19 protein-coding genes are annotated in these 18,119 nt (G+C 64.8%); 13 read left to right on the plus strand and 6 right to left on the minus strand.

Annotated features, from left to right (window positions below; translation table 11 throughout):
- Nucleotides 1-155 precede the first annotated feature (155 nt).
- The 12 genes from BUB09_RS00180 (at nucleotide 156) to BUB09_RS00235 (ending at nucleotide 10,642) form a co-directional block, all read left to right on the plus strand.
- Nucleotides 156-1,238 (plus strand): hypothetical protein, encoded by a 1,083-nt coding sequence (locus BUB09_RS00180; RefSeq protein ID WP_139250044.1) that lies wholly within the window; start codon nucleotides 156-158, stop codon nucleotides 1,236-1,238.
- 134 nt (nucleotides 1,239-1,372) lie between these two features.
- Nucleotides 1,373-2,698 carry a UDP-glucose dehydrogenase family protein gene (locus BUB09_RS00185; protein WP_072892678.1) on the plus strand — a complete coding sequence of 442 codons (1,326 nt, stop codon included), beginning with the start codon at nucleotides 1,373-1,375 and terminating at the stop codon, nucleotides 2,696-2,698.
- Nucleotides 2,688-3,029 (plus strand): divalent-cation tolerance protein CutA, encoded by a 342-nt coding sequence (gene cutA, locus BUB09_RS00190; RefSeq protein ID WP_245793032.1) that lies wholly within the window; start codon nucleotides 2,688-2,690, stop codon nucleotides 3,027-3,029. Before BUB09_RS00185 ends, cutA begins: the two co-directional genes overlap by 11 nt.
- A 19-nt stretch (nucleotides 3,030-3,048) precedes the next feature.
- Nucleotides 3,049-3,498: a protein-disulfide reductase DsbD domain-containing protein gene (locus tag BUB09_RS00195; protein ID WP_175550070.1), complete on the plus strand. Its 450-nt coding sequence runs from the start codon at nucleotides 3,049-3,051 to the stop codon at nucleotides 3,496-3,498.
- Nucleotides 3,499-3,617: 119 nt separating this feature from the next.
- Nucleotides 3,618-4,043, plus strand: coding sequence for a TlpA family protein disulfide reductase (locus BUB09_RS00200; protein ID WP_245793034.1), 426 nt, complete (start codon nucleotides 3,618-3,620; stop codon nucleotides 4,041-4,043).
- Nucleotides 4,044-4,179: 136 nt separating this feature from the next.
- A complete protein-coding gene (gene aroQ, locus BUB09_RS00205; protein WP_072892683.1) occupies nucleotides 4,180-4,626 on the plus strand; it encodes a type II 3-dehydroquinate dehydratase in 447 nt (148 codons plus the stop codon).
- Between the two features lie 35 nt (nucleotides 4,627-4,661).
- A complete protein-coding gene (gene accB, locus BUB09_RS00210) occupies nucleotides 4,662-5,126 on the plus strand; it encodes an acetyl-CoA carboxylase biotin carboxyl carrier protein (protein ID WP_072892684.1) in 465 nt (154 codons plus the stop codon).
- 11 nt (nucleotides 5,127-5,137) lie between these two features.
- Nucleotides 5,138-6,496 carry an acetyl-CoA carboxylase biotin carboxylase subunit gene (gene accC / locus BUB09_RS00215; protein ID WP_072892686.1) on the plus strand — a complete coding sequence of 453 codons (1,359 nt, stop codon included), beginning with the start codon at nucleotides 5,138-5,140 and terminating at the stop codon, nucleotides 6,494-6,496.
- 111 nt (nucleotides 6,497-6,607) lie between these two features.
- The gene (prmA, locus tag BUB09_RS00220; RefSeq protein WP_072892688.1) at nucleotides 6,608-7,483 is read left to right on the plus strand and encodes a 50S ribosomal protein L11 methyltransferase; all 876 of its coding nucleotides are present in this window, start codon (nucleotides 6,608-6,610) and stop codon (nucleotides 7,481-7,483) included.
- A 287-nt stretch (nucleotides 7,484-7,770) separates the two neighbouring features.
- On the plus strand, nucleotides 7,771-7,992 hold the full coding sequence (locus BUB09_RS00225; RefSeq protein ID WP_245793036.1) for a helix-turn-helix domain-containing protein: 222 nt from the start codon (nucleotides 7,771-7,773) through the stop codon (nucleotides 7,990-7,992).
- Entirely contained in the window at nucleotides 7,989-9,578 is a 1,590-nt protein-coding gene (gene purH / locus BUB09_RS00230) for a bifunctional phosphoribosylaminoimidazolecarboxamide formyltransferase/IMP cyclohydrolase (RefSeq protein ID WP_072892690.1), read from the plus strand. The genes BUB09_RS00225 and purH overlap by 4 nt, the downstream gene beginning before the upstream one ends.
- 11 nt (nucleotides 9,579-9,589) lie before the next feature.
- Complete coding sequence (locus BUB09_RS00235) at nucleotides 9,590-10,642, plus strand: sensor histidine kinase (RefSeq protein ID WP_072892691.1); 1,053 nt, start codon at nucleotides 9,590-9,592, stop codon at nucleotides 10,640-10,642.
- On the opposite strand, the gene BUB09_RS00240 is transcribed toward BUB09_RS00235, so the two are convergent.
- The 6 genes from BUB09_RS00240 to hemA form a co-directional block, all read right to left on the minus strand.
- On the minus strand, nucleotides 10,627-11,730 hold the full coding sequence (locus tag BUB09_RS00240) for a hybrid sensor histidine kinase/response regulator (RefSeq protein ID WP_245793038.1): 1,104 nt from the start codon (nucleotides 11,728-11,730) through the stop codon (nucleotides 10,627-10,629). The genes BUB09_RS00235 and BUB09_RS00240 overlap by 16 nt on opposite strands.
- Before the next feature lie 107 nt (nucleotides 11,731-11,837).
- Complete coding sequence (locus BUB09_RS00245; RefSeq protein WP_072892692.1) at nucleotides 11,838-12,182, minus strand: hypothetical protein; 345 nt, start codon at nucleotides 12,180-12,182, stop codon at nucleotides 11,838-11,840.
- 7 nt (nucleotides 12,183-12,189) lie between these two features.
- A complete protein-coding gene (locus tag BUB09_RS00250) occupies nucleotides 12,190-12,936 on the minus strand; it encodes a HesA/MoeB/ThiF family protein (protein ID WP_072892693.1) in 747 nt (248 codons plus the stop codon).
- Nucleotides 12,933-13,793, minus strand: a complete 861-nt coding sequence (gene prmC, locus BUB09_RS00255) for a peptide chain release factor N(5)-glutamine methyltransferase (protein WP_245793040.1) — start codon at nucleotides 13,791-13,793, stop codon at nucleotides 12,933-12,935. The genes BUB09_RS00250 and prmC overlap by 4 nt, the downstream gene beginning before the upstream one ends.
- Entirely contained in the window at nucleotides 13,790-14,872 is a 1,083-nt protein-coding gene (gene prfA / locus BUB09_RS00260) for a peptide chain release factor 1 (RefSeq protein ID WP_072892694.1), read from the minus strand. Before prfA ends, prmC begins: the two co-directional genes overlap by 4 nt.
- 70 nt (nucleotides 14,873-14,942) lie before the next feature.
- On the minus strand, nucleotides 14,943-16,205 hold the full coding sequence (hemA, locus tag BUB09_RS00265) for a glutamyl-tRNA reductase (RefSeq protein WP_072892695.1): 1,263 nt from the start codon (nucleotides 16,203-16,205) through the stop codon (nucleotides 14,943-14,945).
- Between the two features lie 184 nt (nucleotides 16,206-16,389).
- Between hemA and BUB09_RS00270 the strand changes: the two genes are divergently transcribed.
- Entirely contained in the window at nucleotides 16,390-18,111 is a 1,722-nt protein-coding gene (locus BUB09_RS00270; protein ID WP_245793042.1) for a tetratricopeptide repeat protein, read from the plus strand.
- The last annotated feature ends 8 nt before the right edge of the window (nucleotides 18,112-18,119 follow it).

The raw sequence follows: 18,119 nt of genomic DNA on the forward strand, positions 1-18,119 counted from the left end.
CGATCACGGCGCCGCCCGTCGATCAGGAGAACGAGGGCATGGGGGCAGAGCGTGCTGGAGACGCAGGAAGTGGCAGCGCCCGCGGCGCCCTTGCCCCAGCGTCGCCACGGCTGCATCGGCATCGGAGCAGGATCGCGGCTTGGCTGCTCGCGTCCATGTTCGCCACACCCTGGATGGCCGCCGCCGAAGACATCCCGCCGCAAGATGCGTCGACCGATCCGACGACCCATCGTGATTCGCCCGACGCCCCGGTTCCGCCGGTTCCCGATCAGCCCGAGTTGCTGACTGTGGTCGCGCCGCCGGGTTCGGCCCTCGATCCGTGCGACAAGCCGGGCCTGGATTCGGTGCCGGTCGTCGACTCCGCACGCAACATGCTCGAAGAGCAGAGCTGCAATCTGGTGCTTTGGGTCGACGGCCTGTTTGGCGAAACCGGCAACATCGAGGCCGCCCGGCGCACGCGCGGCGTACTCGAAGTGACCAACGTTTATTCGCAGTTCGAAGGCTTCGACCAACGGCTGCGGCTGCATCTGGAAGTGGATCTGCCGACGATGAAGAACCGCCTTTCCGCGTTCGTCGGCCGAGAAAACGAGCAAGACTTCGTACGCGGGCGCACCGAAGCATCGGAGTTGCGCGCGACCTTCCCGACGCTGAGCGACCAGAACGAATGGCTGGCCGGCTTGGGCTACAGCCTGCCTGACCGCCGCAACCTGCAGACCAGCTTCCGTGTCGGTGTGCGCGGCCTTAGCCCGCCGATGGGCTTCGTCCAGGGCCGTGTCCGCTACACGCTGTACTCCGACGACAACGACGTGGCCTACGTACGCTCGACGCCATTCTGGAACACGCGCGATCGCGCGGGGGTCACCAACAGCTTCGACTTCAGCCACATCATTTCCAACCGCCTGCTGCTGCGCTGGTACTCGGTCGGGACGCTGTCTCAACGCACGGTCGGACTCAACTGGCGCAACTCGCTGATCCTGTATCACAACCTGCATCGCCGGCGCGGACTGGCCTATGAGGGCTTCATCCGCGGCGAAACCGATGAGCCGGAACCGCTGTATGAATATGGCGGCCGCGTCTTGTTCCGCCATCCATTCATGCGCCACCGCCTCTATGCCGAATGGGCGGCTGGCTACAGCTTCCCGCGTACCGACCCTAGCCTGCCCCGCGACGGTTCGGCCAGCGTGGGTCTGTCAATCGAGATGCCATTCGGAGAACCCGTCGACGAGACGCCAGATTGAGCGTTGTCACGGCGGCGGAGGCGCCGCTGGCATCGTCCGTGCTGCAGGCTCGGAAGCGGCGTCGGCTGCAGTGACGCTGTCTCGAACCGGCTCGTATACTCGCGCCGCTTTCACCACCGATTGCAGGGAGCAACGTGAACATAACAGTATTTGGATCAGGCTATGTCGGCCTGGTTACTGCGGCTTGTTTTGCCGATGCGGGTAACGACGTGTTGTGTGTCGACATCGACCCCGCCAAGGTCCAGCGCCTGCGCAATGGCGAATGTCCGATCTACGAGCCGGGCCTTGAAGAAATGCTCCAGCGCAATGTCCGCGAAGGACGCATGCGCTTTACCACCGAAGCCTCCGAAGGTGTGGCTCACGGCCAGTACCAGTTCATCGCCGTCGGCACGCCGCCGAACGAAGACGGATCGGCCGATATGCAGTACGTGCTCGCCGTCGCGGCGTCGATCGGTCAGTTCATGGATGACTATCGCGTCATCATCAGCAAGTCGACCGTGCCGGTCGGCACCGCCGACCGTGTACGTGACGCCGTCCTCAGTCAACTGACCGCCCGTGGCGCCGATGTCGACTTCGACGTCGTCAGCAACCCCGAGTTTTTGAAGGAGGGCGCGGCCGTTGCCGACTTCAACAAGCCCGACCGCATCATCGTCGGCACCTCGTCGCCCCGTGCTACCGAGGCGATGCAGGCGCTGTATGCCCCGTTCAATCGCAATCATGATCGGTTGATCGTGATGGACGTGCGCAGCTCGGAGCTGACCAAATACGCGGCCAACGCGATGCTGGCCACCAAGATCAGCTTCATGAACGAGATTGCCAATCTGGCCGAAGCGCTGGGCGCCGACGTCGAGAAAGTGCGGGTCGGTATCGGTGCCGATCCTCGCATTGGCTTCCACTTCATCTATCCGGGCTGCGGCTACGGCGGCAGCTGCTTTCCGAAGGACGTCAAAGCGCTGGTACACACGGCGTCCGGCGCAAGCTTCGACGCGCAACTGCTCAAGTCGGTGGAAGCGGTCAACAGCCGTCAAAAAACACTGATGTTCCGCAAGCTGGTCAAGGCGCTGGGCGATGTGAGCGGCAAGACGATTGCGCTGTGGGGCCTGGCGTTCAAGCCTCGCACCGACGATATGCGGGAAGCACCGAGCCGCGACTTGATGGAAGCGGTGTGGGCGGCCGGCGGCCGCATCCGCGCCTATGACCCGGTGGCGCAGCACGAATGCCGCCGCCTGTACGGCGATCGCGCCGATCTCGAACTGGTCAGCAGCCCCGAAGCGGCATGCACCGGCGCAGACGCGCTGGTGATCGCCACCGAATGGCGCATTTTCCATTCCCCGAACTTCGCGCGACTCAAGCAGCTGCTGTCCCAGCCGGTGATCGTCGACGGCCGCAATCTGTACGATCCCGACATGCTCAAGCAGCAAGGCATCCGCTATTACGCCATCGGCCGCGGTGAGCACTAGCAACACGCCCGATGATGGCGACGCGCTGATGGTCTACGTCAGCGCGCCGCCGGATGTGGCGGCTGCTCTCGCGTCGACGCTGGTAGCGGAACGCTTCGCGGCCTGCGTCAGTGTATTGCCGGGCGTACGCTCGGTTTACCGCTGGAACGGTGCCGTGCAACAGGACGAGGAATCGCTACTGCTGATCAAGACCGGCGCCGATCGTTTCGAAGCGCTGCGTCAGCGCATCGTTGATCTGCATCCCTACGAACTTCCTGAAGTGGTGGCAGTCCGATGGCAGCATGCGCATGAGCCCTACCGACAATGGGTGCTCGACAGCACGCGCCCCTGATGCCGCAGCGAGCCACACTTTGAAGCCTTCGATCCTGATGCTGGCGGCCAGTCTGATGCTGACGGCCGCCTGCCCGGCCGACGCCGGCAGCCTGCTCAAGCCTCGCGATTCCGCGCCGGCCATCTTGCCGGTCAACGATGCATTCCAGTTGCAACCGGTGCTGTGGCGCGATGGCAAGCTTGATATCAGCCTCGATATCGCGCCCGGCTGCTACCTTTATCGCGACAAGATTCAAGTGGAGGTGCTCGAACCCACCGGCTTGAAGCTCGGCAGGGTCGCCTTGCCGCCCGGTGAGCTGCATCAAGACGAGCACTTCGGCGTCGTACGCGTGTTCCGGCAGCAGCTTGCGGTTCAACACCGTGTTGACCATCCGCCGCAGCGCCTGCGCATCCGCTACCAAGGCTGCGCCGAAGGACTGGTCTGCTATCCCCCGCAGGTTCGCGAAGTCACCGTGGAGTCCTTACGCTGATGTCCAGCAGCAAAAAACAGATCCTTGCCGTCGCGGCGTTGTGCTTTGCCGCTGCCGGCGTCGGCTTTGGTGCCTACCGGTACCTGGCGCAGCCACACTCGATCGATGAGCCGGGCGGCATGGCGCCCGAAATCACGCTGAACGACTTGACCGGAACGCCGCGTCAGCTCAGCGAGTGGCGCGGGAAACTGATCCTGGTCAACTTCTGGGCAACCTGGTGCGCGCCTTGCCTGCATGAAATCCCGATGCTGATGGACATGCAGCAGCAATACGGCGGACGCGGCCTGCAAGTGGTGGGCGCCGCAATGGATGAAGTCGAAGCGGTCCGCATCGGCGCGCCACGGCTGGGCATTCAGTACCCGGTGCTGGTCGGCGACAGCGAGATCATCAATGCGATGCAGGCGCTCGGGGATCAGCTCGGGGCCCTTCCATACTCTGTTCTGATCAATGCGAATGGAATGATCGTGTCGCGCAAGCACGGCGAGTTCGAGCGTGACGAATTGATCCAACTGATCGAGCAAAATCTGCCCACCACCGGCGGATAGCGGGCGGCAGGCGAGCCGGGGCCCATCTCAGCCGAAGTGGCCGGCAACATCGCCTAATATGACGGCAAAATCCTACAAATTTGTCATTGCGCGCTGCACTGGGGCAGAATCGGGTCTCTAGAGCCGGCCCCAGTCCATGCGCAAACTGCTTTTGCTGAATGGTCCCAACCTGAACCTGCTAGGCAGCCGTGAACCGGCCGTCTACGGGTCGGCCACGCTGGCGCAGATCGAGGCCGACCTGACGTCCCAGGCGATCGCACTCGGGCTCGAGCTGCAGTGCTTCCAAAGCAACCATGAAGGCGTGCTGGTCGATCGCATCCACCAGGCGCGTGCCGACGGTGTCGAGTTTGTTCTGATCAACCCCGGCGCCCTCACCCACACCAGCATCGCGCTGCGCGACGCCCTGCTCGGCGTGGCCTTGCCATTCATCGAAATCCATCTTTCCAACGTGCATGCGCGGGAGCCGTTCCGCCATCACTCGTATCTGTCCGACATTGCCGTGGGTGTGATCGTGGGCTTGGGACCCATTGGTTACCGCCTCGCTTTGCAAGCCGCGCATGCGCGGCTCTTCCAAACCAAGTAGCGCAACAGCAACACAACAGGGGAACTCAAATCACAATGGACTTGCGCAAAATCAAAACGCTGATCGAACTGGTAGAACAGTCCGGCATCTCGGAGCTCGAAGTCCGCGAGGGCGAAGAATCGGTTCGCATCAGCCGGCAGACCCAGCAGCTGCATTACACGCTGCCGGCACCGGCGGCCCCGCAAGCAGCACCGGCTGTTGCCCCGGCCGCCGCGCCGGTCGCCGCAGCGCCAGCGGCGCCGGCCGCTGCGCCAGCCAAGCCCAGCGGACACGTGGTGCGCGCGCCGATGGTCGGCACCTTCTACCGGACTCCGTCTCCCGGCGCCAAGGCGTTCGTCGAGGTGGGCCAGACGGTCAAAGTCGGCCAGACGCTGTGCATCATCGAAGCGATGAAGATGCTCAACCAGATCGAGTCTGATCGCGCTGGCGTCATTGTCGACATCCTGGTCGAGAACGAGCGCGCGGTGGAATTCGATCAGCCTCTGTTCGTCATCGAATAAGGCCGCCCGACATGGGGGACATCAAGAAAGTTCTGATCGCCAACCGCGGCGAGATCGCGCTGCGCATCCTGCGCGCTTGCCGCGAGATGGGCTTGAAGACGGTGGCGGTGTATTCGCAGGCCGACCGCGATCTCAAGCATGTACTGCTGGCCGATGAGGCCGTCTGCATCGGCCCACCGGCGGCGGCGAAGAGTTATCTGAACATGGCGGCGATCATCAGCGCCGCTGAAATCACGCAGGCCGACGCGATCCATCCCGGCTACGGCTTCATGTCGGAAAATGCGGATTTCGCCGAGAGCGTCGAGCGGTCCGGTTTCATCTTCATCGGTCCACGCTCGGAAACCATCCGCCTGATGGGCAGCAAGACCAACGCCAAGGCCGAGATGATTGCCGCTGGCGTCCCCTGCGTACCGGGCTCCGATGGCGCACTGCCTGAAGACGACCAGGCCTGCCTGGAGATCGCTGCCAAGGTCGGCTATCCGGTGCTGATCAAAGCTGCCTCCGGCGGCGGCGGCCGCGGCATGCAGGTGGTGCGGACCGAAGAAGAGCTGCTGGAAAAGATTCAGATCGCGCGCACCGAAGCACTCAACGCATTCAAGGATGCCACCGTGTTTCTGGAGAAGTACCTGGAAACACCGCGACACGTCGAAGTGCAGGTCTTGGCTGACGGCCAAGGCAATGCGATCCATCTTGGTGAACGCGATTGCTCGATGCAGCGCCGCAACCAGAAGGTCGTCGAAGAGTGCACCGCACCGGGCGTCACTGACGAACAGCGCGAGGAGATCGGCAAGCTGTGCGTCGAGGCCTGCAAGCGCATCAATTATCGCGGCGCGGGTACGTTCGAGTTCCTGTACGACCAGGGTCAGTTCTACTTCATCGAGATGAATACGCGTATCCAGGTCGAGCACCCGGTGACCGAAATGGTCACCGGCGTCGATCTGATCCGCGAAATGATCCGCATCGCCAGCGGCAAGGCGCTGACCAAGAAGCAGGGCAACATCCGCATGCGCGGCCACGCCATCGAGTGCCGCATCAACGCCGAAAACCCGCGCACGTTCGTGCCGTCGCCGGGCACGATCACCAAGTACCACGCGCCGGGCGGCCCGGGCGTGCGCATGGACACGCACATCTACACCGGCTACCGCGTGCCGCCGCACTACGATTCGATGATCGGCAAGCTCATCTGCTGGGGCAACACGCGTACATCGGCGATTGCGCGAATGCAGCACGCGCTGTCCGAGATGATCATCGAAGGCATCGACACCAACATCAATCTGCAGAAGCGGATCATGGCGGACAAGGTGTTCCAGCGTGGCGAGCACAACATCCACTACCTGGCCGACATGCTGGCGGAGTGGCAGACCGAGTAGCGCCCGCGTAATAGGGCCGGCCGGGTCTGAACCACCCGGCCGGCCGCAGCACCGCTGAGCCGGCCCGCAAAATCCAGTACGCTGCGCGCCTGTTCTACACCGCTGACTTCCATGGCCTGGCTGCAATTGCGCGTGCATTCGCGCTATCCCGAGTTCGTCGACGAAATTCTCCAAGCCTGCGGCGCCAGCGCCGTCAGCTTCATCGACGCCGAGGATGATCCGGTCCTTGAACCGGCGCCCGGCGAAACCCCGCTTTGGAGCAACACGGTCACGCTCGGTCTGTTTCCCGAGAAAACCGACCTGCAGCCGGTGCTCGACGCGTTGCACGAACAATTGCCCGACAGCGATACGCTCCAGGTCAGCGACGAATTGGTTGAAGACCAAGACTGGGTCCGCGTCTGGCTCAAGGACTGCCCGCCGCTGAAATTCGGCGAACGTTTGTGGGTTTGCCCCCACGAAAAGCGTGTCGACGAGCCCGGCAGCGTGACGCTGCTGCTCGATCCGGGCTTGGCGTTCGGCACCGGCACGCACCCCAGCACAGCGCTGTGCCTAGAATGGCTGGCCACGCACGATGTGGGCGATCAACACGTGCTGGATTTCGGTTGCGGCTCGGGCATTTTGGCGATTGCCGCGCTGCTGCTCGGCGCGCGCCATGCCGTGGCCAACGATATCGACCCGCAGGCAATCCAAGCCACCCGCGACAATGCGGTGGCCAATGGCGTCTCCGATCGATTGACGACGGTCGATCCCGAGCGTCGCGTGGAGCCGTTCCCGGCCGATCTGGTGCTGGCCAACATTCTGGCGCGTCCCCTGATCGAGTTGGCGCCGCAACTGTCAGCGACGATCCGCAGTGGCGGCGCCTTGGTGCTGGCCGGACTGCTCGACCGTCAGGCCGACGAAGTCCGTGCTGCCTACGCACCGTGGTTCGACTTCGAGCCCGACCATTGCCGCGACGGCTGGACTCGTCTGTACGGACGACGTCGCTAAGAGCCTTGCTGTCAACCGGGCTGCGGCACGGTTGAACGCGGTCCGCGCTGCGGCGGCTCACTGCATCGGACATTTTCGACCGTTGCCAAGCGTTTGCGGAGCAATCGCAACGTAGCGTCGATGCCGTGCTTTTTTCGCGAGGGGCTTGGCGCTATGATGCGCGCCCCCTATGAGAAAGACCTCGGGCGATGTACGCCGCCAGGGCGAGGTCGTGACGCATCGAAGCACAGAGGGCTTGTATGTCTGCACACCGAACGTCTTTCGACGCAAAGCCCTTGAGTCATTCGGTGTCCGAATGCCTCGACGATTACTTTCGCAGCCTGAACGGCCATTCGCCGGCCGAGTTGTACGACATGATTCTTGACCAGGTGGAGCCGCCGTTGCTGCGCGCCACGCTGCGTTACTGCGACAACAATCAGTCGCGCGCCGCCGAAATGCTTGGACTCAATCGCGCCACGCTCCGCAAGAAGTTGCGCCACCACCGCATCACCGCCAAGCCCGCACGATGAACGCGATCGCCTCTCCCGCTCTGCGCGTGGTTCGCCGCGCGCTGCTATCCGTGTCCGACAAATCCGGCATCGTCGATCTGGCGCGTGAACTGCGAGCACGCGGCGTCGAACTATTGTCTACCGGTGGTACGTACAAGCTGCTGGCTGATGCCGGCATCGACGCCACCGAAGTGAGCCGTCATACCGGCTTTCCGGAAATCATGGACGGCCGCGTCAAGACGCTGCATCCGAAGATTCACGGCGGCATTCTCGGCCGTCGCGGTATCGACGACGACGTCATGAATCAGCACCAGATCGCGCCGATCGATCTGGTGGTGCTGAACCTGTATCCGTTCGAGCAAACCGTCGCGCGCGAAGGCTTCACGCACGCCGACGCCGTCGAGAACATTGATATTGGCGGCCCGGCGATGCTGCGCGCCGCTGCAAAGAATCATCACGACGTCGCCGTGGTCGTTGACCCGTCCGACTATGCCAAGCTGCTGGCCGCACTCGTTGCTGGCGGCACGACACTGCTGCAGCGCGAACAGCTTGCGACCAAGGCGTACTCGCTAACCGCTCGCTACGACGCTGCGGTGGCCGGCTACTTCAGCAGCCGCATCGAAAACAGCGATGCGCTGAGTCACTTCCCCGGCACGCTGGGCTTGCAGTTCCACAAGCAGCAGGATCTTCGCTACGGCGAGAATCCGCACCAGCAAGCGGCGTTCTACGCCGAGCGTGAGCCGGCGCCGGGCACGATCGGCGCGGCGCGCCAGCTGCAAGGCAAAGAGCTGTCGTACAACAATATCGCCGACGCCGATGCGGCGCTGGAATGCGTCAAGGCCTTCGTCAAGCCGGCCTGCGTGATCGTCAAGCATGCCAATCCCTGCGGCGTGTCGGTCAGCCTCGACGGCATCGGCCGCGCCTATGACCTGGCGTACCAGACCGACCCAACCTCGGCCTTCGGCGGCATCATCGCGTTCAATCGCCAACTCGACGAAGCAACGGCTGCCGCCATCGTCGGCCGCCAGTTCGTCGAAGTGATCGTGGCGCCATCGATCAGCGACGGTGCGCGCAGCGTGCTCGCCGCTAAGCAAAACGTTCGCGTACTCGAGTGCGGCGAGTGGTCGATGTCCCCGGCTGCCAGCTTCGACTACAAGCGCGTCGGCGGCGGCTTGCTGGTGCAGGACCTCGATCGCGGCATGATCACAGCCGAGGACTTGAAGATCGTCACGCGTCGCGCACCGACCGAAGCCGAAATTCACGATCTGATCTTCGCCTGGAAGGTTGCCAAGTTCGTCAAGAGCAATGCAATCGTCTACGCACGCGATCGTCAGACCATCGGCATCGGCGCCGGACAGATGAGCCGCGTCTATAGCGCGCGCATCGCCGGCATCAAGGCGGCTGACGAAAAGCTCGAAGTACGCGGCTCGGTGATGGCCTCGGATGCCTTCTTCCCGTTCCGGGATGGCATCGACGCCGCCGCTGCCGCCGGAATTTCCGCCGTGATCCAGCCGGGCGGTTCGATGCGCGATTCCGAAGTCATCGCCGCTGCTGACGAGGCCGACATGGCGATGGTGTTCACCGGCATGCGTCACTTCCGTCACTAGCGCCTTCGACCATGAGCCACGGACGGCTACTGGTCATCAGCGACACACCGGATGACGCGCTCGATCTGATCGCCGCGTTGGTGAACGCCGGCTACGAAGCCGCGCAGTGCCATCCATCCCGTCTCGACGCACAAACCGATCGCCACGACCTGCTGCTGATCGACCAACGCCACGTTGCGTCGTCGTCGACTTCGACGCCGCCACTCGTCGCATTGCCGCAGCGTCGCTCACCTCACCCGCCCGTGCTCGTGCTCGGCGCTCGCTGTGCAGCACCGAGTGACGCCGTGGAACTGCCGGCCGACATCGACTTCCGATCATTGGAAACGGTCATCGCCGCGATGATACGCGGCCGGCGCGCCGAGCAACTGAAAGACGATTTTCTATCGACGGTGGCACATGAGCTGCGGACGCCGCTGAACTCCATCCAGGGTTGGGCCGACATCCTGATGCGGCAACCGCGTGAGGCCGACTTCAGCCAAGGCCTGGCGGCGATCGAGCGCAACGCGCGAGCACAGGCGCAGATGCTGGCCGACCTGCTCGACGTGTCGCGGATGATCTCCGGCACGCTGACATTGGACCTGGGGCCGGTGGAGCCCGGCTTCGTCATCGATAGCGCGATCAAGCGTCTTGCCGACACCGCCGCGGCCCGCCACATCGTGATCGATCGTCTCATCAAGGATCCACTGCCGACGGTCGAAGCCGACTTCGAGCGGCTGCAGCAGATCATCGTCTGCCTGCTGTCGAACGCCATCCGCTTTTCGACCAAAAACGCTCGCGTCGTGCTGCGCGCTGATCGCGACGATCACGGCCTGCGAATCGACGTCACCGATACCGGTCGCGGCATTGCACCCGCTGTGTTGCCGCAGTTGCTAGGTCAATTCAGCTCGCGCGCGCTGGGTACCTCACGCAGCGGCGGTCTCGGCTTGGGTCTGGTGATCGCGCAACACTTGGTCGGGCTGCATCACGGTTCGCTGACCGCGTTCAGCGACGGCATCGGCAAGGGAGCCCGCTTCAGCCTGTGGCTGCCGCTGGACGGCACCAATCGCAATCAATTGGGCGCGTAACGCGTACTCGGATTGTCGTAGCCGACGCGCGGCAGCACGAACGAAAACACCGAACCGCCGCCTTCCCGGTCCTCGTACCAGAGGTGGCCGCTCATCCGCGTGATTTCTTCTTTTGATATCGCAAGCCCCAAGCCGCTGGCATGCTGCACATCATCGCTGGTCTGCAGCCGCACATAGCGCTTGAACAACTGCTGTTGGCGATCGCGCGGCACGCCGGGCCCGCGATCGGCGACCGATACGCGCGCCATCCCCGATCGGCCGGTTTCGCAGCGCACGCTGATCGTGCCGCCAGACGGCGCATACCGCAGCGAATTCGAGATCAGGTTTTCCAGAACGTGGCGAACGGCGGTGGCATTGGCCATCACTTGCGGGTCATCGACGATGTCGGCGCTGATCTGCATGCCGCGCTCTTGCGCCAGCAAGTTGAAGCTGTCGACGGTGGCCTTGATCACCGGCGCAAGGCTCAGCGCGCTGATCTCGACCTTGCGCAGATCACTGCTCTTGGCCCAGCGGCCGAGATAGTTGTCGATAAACTTCAGGCAGTGCTGCGCACTCTCACGAATCTCGCCGACCATGCGCTCCGGCGTGTCCTGACCGCGATCCATCAAGTCGAGTGCGAACAGGATGCTCGACAGCGGATTCTTCAGGTCATGCGCGACGATCTGGGTCAGGTCGGCGCGCTCCTGCGCAATCAATGCCAGATGATCACGCGCGCGCTTGAGCTCGACATGCGTCTTGACGCGCGCCAACAGTTCTTCGGCAACGAAGGGCTTGGTGACATAGTCAACCGCACCATGCTGAAACGCCTGGATCACGCCTTCACGCTCGCGTGCCGCCGTCAGGAAGATGATCGGCACATCGGCCGTACGCGGATTGGCGCGCAGGTGCTCGCAGACTTCGAAGCCATCCATGACCGGCATGCGCATATCGAGCAGCACGAGGCTGGGCGTGCGGCTCAGGCAGTGGTCGAGGACCTCCTCACCGGACAACGCGGACACCACTTCGTAGTCGGCACGCTGCAGCAGCGCGGTGACGACTTCGATGTTGGACGCCTGATCATCGACGATGAAGATTAAATCCTTGTCCATGCGTCCCTATCGTTTACAGGTACGAGCCGCCGATCCTGGCGGCAAGAGGACGCAGGATACCCCAGGCCGATACGCGCCCTGCGGCGGTATCGGCGGCCGGTGTTGGTCTAATCTTCGACGCGCAGTTCCCGCTCGACCGGCTTGCCATCGATCAGCTCCCAGGCGCGCATTTCGAGCACGCCCTTGATGCTCAGCGATACGATCAGATTGATCAGGTTCTCACGCAGTTCGGCGGGCTGCGGCTCTGCCGGACCGTCCGGCTTGCTCCACAGCCGCGCCCACAGCACCTCGTCGGCACGATGCGTCCCCATGTTCGCAGTCGCCAGACGGAACGCCGCGGGGCGCCCGTCACGTTCATAGACCCAGCCGTGCATTACGGCGGGCTGAGCGATCTGCGCCTCGTGCAGGATCTGGATTGCAAGGCGTCGGGGAAACAGCAGCAAGTCGTTCATAGGGGTTTCAATGTCGGGAAAGGCCGCAGACCGGGCAGCGCGGCTCGTGCCGCAGCTTCAAGGTCCGCCATTGTGAATCCAGTGCGTTCCACAGCCGCAGCGTGCCAGCCTCGTTGCCAAGACCCAGCAGCAGCTTGATCGCCGATAGCGCTTGCAGATTACCGATCGTGCCGACGACGGGGCCGAGAATTCCGGCCTCCTCGCAGGTTTCGGCGGCGTCGGCGTGCGGGTCGTCGGGGTACAGGCAGGCGTAGCACGGCCCGCCGCGGCGCAGATCGAACACGGCGATCTGGCCTTCGAAGCGGATCGCCGCACCCGAAACCAGCGGCCGGCGCGCCGCATGACACGCGCGGTTGACGGCAAAGCGGGTCGGGAAGTTGTCGGAGCAGTCGAGCACGACATCGACACGGCGCACCGCTGCCAGCAAGGCCGCATCGTCGAGCGGCCCGGCCAGCGCCTCGATCTGGCACTCAGGATTCAGCGCCCGCAGTGTCGCCGTGGCCGCCGCCAGCTTGTCGCGGCCGACGTCGTCCTGGCGATACAGCAGTTGACGCTGCAGATTGCTCACATCGACGCGGTCGATGTCGGTCAGCAGCACGCGGCCAAGCCCGGCACCGACGAGGTACGGCGCCGCTGCGCAGCCGAGCCCGCCGACGCCGACGATCAACACGCTGGAATCGCGCAGCAGCTGCTGCCCATTGACGCCGACTTCGCGCAGCACGATCTGACGGCGGTAGCGAGCCAGATCGCTCACGGCCGATGCCCGGCCGTCGCACGTTCGTTGCCGCCCAGATCGCGACGCGTCTGCACGCCGGCAAAGCCGGCCTCGTCGAACAGCGCGCGCACCTGCGCACCTTGATCGTGGCCATGCTCCACTAGCAGCCAGCCACCGGAGCGCAGCCGCGCAGGCGTGCCGGCGATGATCACCCGCAGGTCATCCAAGCCATCGGCGCCGGCCGTCAGCGCCGTGCGCGGCTCGGCGGCAAGTGCAGTCAGATGCGTGTCGCCGTCGGCGATGTAAGGCGGATTGGACACGACCAGATCGAAGGTGTCGGTGGCATCGAGCGCGGCCCACCAGGAGCCCGCGCACCACCGGCAGGTCAGCGCCAGCGATTCGGCATTGCCGCGTGCCACGGCCAGAGCGGCCTGCGAGGCGTCGGTGCCGGTGATCTGCCAGGCCGGCCGCTCGCGTGCCAGTGCCAGTGCGATCGCACCGCTGCCGGTGCCCAGGTCGATAACGCGACGAACCGTGCCAGCCGCGTCGTCGGGCCATAGCGACAGCGCCCACTCGACCAGCAGTTCGGTATCGGGCCGCGGCACCAGAACATCGGGCGTTACGCGCAGCCGCAGCGTCCAGAATTCCTTGTAGCCGGTCAGATACGCCACCGGCACCTGTCGCGCGCGCGCTTCAATCAGTTCGAGCAGACGCAGACGCGCAGGCTCGGCGATCGCGTCGCGGTCGTAGGCGAACAAGCTGCCGCGACTCTTGCCCAGCGCAAAGGCGGCCAGCACCTCGGCGTCGAGCCGCGGGCTGTCGCTGACGGCCGCCAGACGCGCCGTGGCGTCGCGCAGCACCTGGCCGACGGTCGTGACCGCGGCCGGCTCGTTCACTCGCCCAACTCGGCCAGCAGCTCGGCCTGGTGCTCGTTGAGCAAGGGCACGATCACCGCATCGAGATCGCCCTGCATCACGCGGTCGAGCTGATATAGCGTCAGGTTGATCCGGTGATCGGTGATGCGGCCTTGCGGAAAGTTGTAGGTGCGAATGCGCTCGCTGCGATCGCCGGAGCCGACCAGTTTTTTGCGCGTGGCCGCGACATCGCCCTGCTGCTTGCTGCGCTCGGCGTCGAGCAAGCGCGACGCCAGCAGCGCCATCGCTTTGGCGCGGTTCTTGTGCTGGCTGCGCTCTTCCTGGCATTCGACGACGACGCCGCTCGGCAGATGCGTGATGCGGATCGCCGACTCGGTCTTGTTGACGTGCTGGCCGCCGGCACCCGAACTGCGATAGGTGTCGATCTTCAGATCGGCAGGATTGATATCGATCGCCTGCGCTTCTTCGATTTCGGGCAGCACGGCCACGGTCGCGGCCGAGGTGTGAATGCGCCCCTGGGCTTCGGTTTCGGGCACACGTTGCACGCGGTGCGCACCGGATTCGAACTTGAGTTGCGAGTACGCGCCGAATCCGGCGATGCGGCTGATGATTTCCTTGTAGCCGCCGTGCTCGCCCTCGCTGGTCGACAGCACCTCGATCTGCCAGCCCCGCGTCTCGGCATAGCGCGTGTACATCCGGTGCAGATCGCCGGCAAAGATCGCCGCTTCGTCGCCGCCAGTACCCGCGCGGATTTCCAGAAACACGTTGTTGGCGTCGAGCGGGTCCTTGGGCACCAAGTAGCCCTGCAGCGCCGCTTCGACCTCGGCGAGCCGCGCTTCGGCCACCGGCAACTCGGCTTCGGCCAACTCGCGCAGATCGGTATCGCGATCGCCGCGCATCAGCTTCAGGCCGTCGATCTCGTCGGACGTCGCGCAATAGGCGTTGTACTGGTCGACCAGCGGACCGAGCTGAGCGTATTCCTGCGACAGGCGACGGAACTTGTCAGGGTCGCCGATCACGTGCGGGGACGACAGCTCGCCGGCGATTTCCTCGCGGCGATCGACCATCTGCTGGAGCTTGGACAGGAGGGAAGGCTTCATCCGTACATTATCGCCTTCAAGCCGCGGCCACGCATGGCCGGAATCGTACCGGCCGGCGCGTCAGCGCCGCTCAGCCCTCGTCGTCGGGGAGATCGAACAGCTTGCGCGCCGACGTCACCAGCATGGCTTGTTCGACGCTGCTGGCTGCCCGGAGCTGGGCACTGGGCGCATGGAGCAGCTTGTTGCTGAGCGTGTCGGCGACAAAGGTCATCACCTCTTCGGCCGTGGCACCGTTGGCGAGGCGGCGACGCGCCTTGTCGAGCACGTCGTCGCGATGCGCGCGCGCCTGCGCGCGGATCTGGGCGATCGTCGCGCCGGCGTCACGCCCCTCCAGCCAGCGCGTGAACTCCAGCGCGTACTCGGCAATCAGCACCTCGGCCTGCTTGGCCGCCTCGGTGCGCGCCTTGAGGTTGTCCTGGACCACGTCGCGCAAGTCGTCGAGCGTGTACAGGTAGATGTCTTCGAGCTGGCCGATGCGGGGATCGATGTCGCGCGGCATTGCCAGGTCGATCATGAAAACCGGCTTGCGGCGGCGCTTCTTGATCGCCGTCTCCATCGCCGCGCGCTCGAGAATATGGCCGCGCGCGGCGGTCGACGACACCAGCAGGTCGACATCGGGCAGGTATGCGGCCAGATCGGTCAGCGGAATGGCGTAGCCCTGAACTTCACGGGCCAACTTCTCGGCCTTGTCGAGACTGCGGTTGGCGACGATCAGCCGTTGCACGCCCTGCCCGCGCAGATGCCGCGCGAGCAACTGCACGGTCTCGCCGGCACCGATCAACAGCGCCGTGGTCGAGCGAAAGTCGGTAAAGATGCGCTTGGCCATCTGCACGGCGGCATAGGCCACCGACACCGGATGCGCGCCGACCTGAGTCTGGCTCCGCGCGAGCTTGGCCACCGCAAACGAATGCTGGAACAAGCGCGACAGCACCGGCCCGAGCACGCGCTGGCTCTGCGCGGTGGCGAAGCTCTGCTTCATCTGCCCCAGAATCTGCGGCTCGCCGATGATCATCGAATCCAGGCCCGCCGCCACCCGCAAGCTGTGCAGCACGGCAGCCTGGTCGCGGTGGGTGTAGACGAACTGGTGAATGTAGTCCTGCGGCGCGTTCAACTCGCGGCGCCACCATTCCAGCAGCCGCGCCTCGTCGTCGACCGATGCGACGGCGTGGATTTCGGTGCGGTTGCAGGTCGACAGGATCGCCGCTTCTTCCACGCCCGGCAGCGCCCTGAGCCGCGCCAGCGCGGCGGGCAGGTCTGCTTCGGTAAAGGCGAGCCGCTCGCGCGCCTCGACCGGCGCACTGTGGTGGCTCAGCCCTAGAGTGATCAAGGCCATGGGCTACCTGTGTTGACGGCGCATTGTCCCGTAGCGCCGTACGCCGAACAAGCGCCGACGTGACCGGCGGTGCCTCGCCGCGGCTCCAGCGAGGAACCGCGCTACCATGGCGTTGTCCGATGGCAGCAGCCTCCCGAGCGGATGCCGCGCCTCCCTCCCCCGTCGAACTGCACCGGCAACTCTCGTGACCTCCAACCTCCGCCTCGCCCTCGCCCCCGCCTTGATGCTCGCGCTGCTGAGCGTTGCGGCCGTGCAAGCGGCCGACGCCGACCTGCCTTCGCCGCCGGCGCCCGAACGTAGCGACGTCGGCGTCAGCGACCCGGAAGCGCAGTTCCACATCATGCTCGGCGAGATGGCCGCCAACCGCGGCGAAGCCGGCGTTGCCGCCAGCGAACTGCTGGCGGCGCTGCGCACCGTTCCCGACCCGGCGCTGGCCGCGCGTGCGACCAGCCTGGCGATCAGCGCCGGCAACGGTGGACTGCTGGAACTGGCCGCCCGCCGCTGGCTGGAAATCGAACCCAACAATATGGATCCGCGGGAAGTGATCCTGCAGATGGGCTTGCAGCGCGGCGATGCCGACGAGGCCTTCGAGCAGGCCGATGCGATCGTCAACGGCCATGGCGGCGGGCGTAGCGACGGCTTTCGCCATGTCGCGGTGCTGATGGCGCAACACCCCGGCAAGTCGGACACGGCGATTTCGGTGATCAAGCGCCTGGTTGAGCAATACCCGGCCGAACCCGGCGCGTACTACGCCAGCGCATTGCTGGCACTGCGCTACAACCAGCTCGACGCTGCCGAAGTTGCGGCGCGCGAAACCGTGCGTCTCAAGGCCGATTCGCGCGACAACACGCTGCTGCTGATCGGCGTGCTGGTCAAGCAAGGCAAGCTCGACGAATCCGACGCCACGCTCGACGCACTGGCCAAGCGCAACAAGAAGGAAAGCGCTGATCTTCGCCTCGCCTACGCCAAGCTGCTGCTGGAGTCGAGCCAGCGCACGCGGGCGCGCGGCCAGCTCGAACGCATCCTGAAAGACAGCCCGAAGAACACCGACGCTCTGTATGCGCTGGCCGTGTTCAACGCCAACGACGGCCAGTACGACGTCGCGCGCAAGCAGTTCCAGTCGCTGACGCAGAACCTCGACCGAGGCAGCGACGCGCACTTCCAGCTCGGACGCATCGCCGAACGGCAGAAGGACTGGAACACGGCGCTATCCGAGTACGAAGCGGTCAGCGGCGGCCCGCAAGCGCTCGACGCCGCTGTTCGCCGCGCTGCCGTGCTGGCCCAACTCGGTCGCACCGGTGAGGCGCGTGCGACGCTGGCGCAGATGCGCCAGCAGTTCCCGCCGCTGGCGCCACGCCTGCGACTGGCCGAAGGCGAAATCCTGCTCGAAGCCGGCAAGCCCGACGAAGCACTGGCTGCATACAACGACGCGCTGACCGCCACGCCCAACGATGCCGACCTGCTGTACGGACGATCGCTGGTGCACGACCGTCGCGGTGATGCCGCCGCGTCGGAAGCCGACCTGCGCGCGATCATCGCCAGCAAGCCCGACGATGCGCGCGCACTCAATGCGCTGGGCTATCTGCTGACCGTCAACGGCAAGGCCGAGCGTCTGCCCGAGGCCAAGCAGCTGATCGACCAAGCTCTCAAGCTTGAACCGGACGACTCGGCGATCATCGACAGCATGGGCTGGGTGCAATACAAGCTCGGCCGCAATGAGGACGCGCGCGGCTACTTGCAGAAAGCCTATGCGCAGACGCCCGACCCTGAAATCGCGGCGCACCTAGGCGAAGTGTTGTGGGTGCTCGGACAGCGTGACGAAGCGCGCGCGGTGTGGTTACGCGCACTCGAGACAGCGCCCGGCCATCAAGCCGTGCTCGAAACGATGAAACGTCTCGCGCCTTGAGCGCGGGC

It is taken from the genome of Hydrocarboniphaga daqingensis (assembly GCF_900129825.1).
Taxonomy (GTDB): domain Bacteria; phylum Pseudomonadota; class Gammaproteobacteria; order Nevskiales; family Nevskiaceae; genus Hydrocarboniphaga; species Hydrocarboniphaga daqingensis.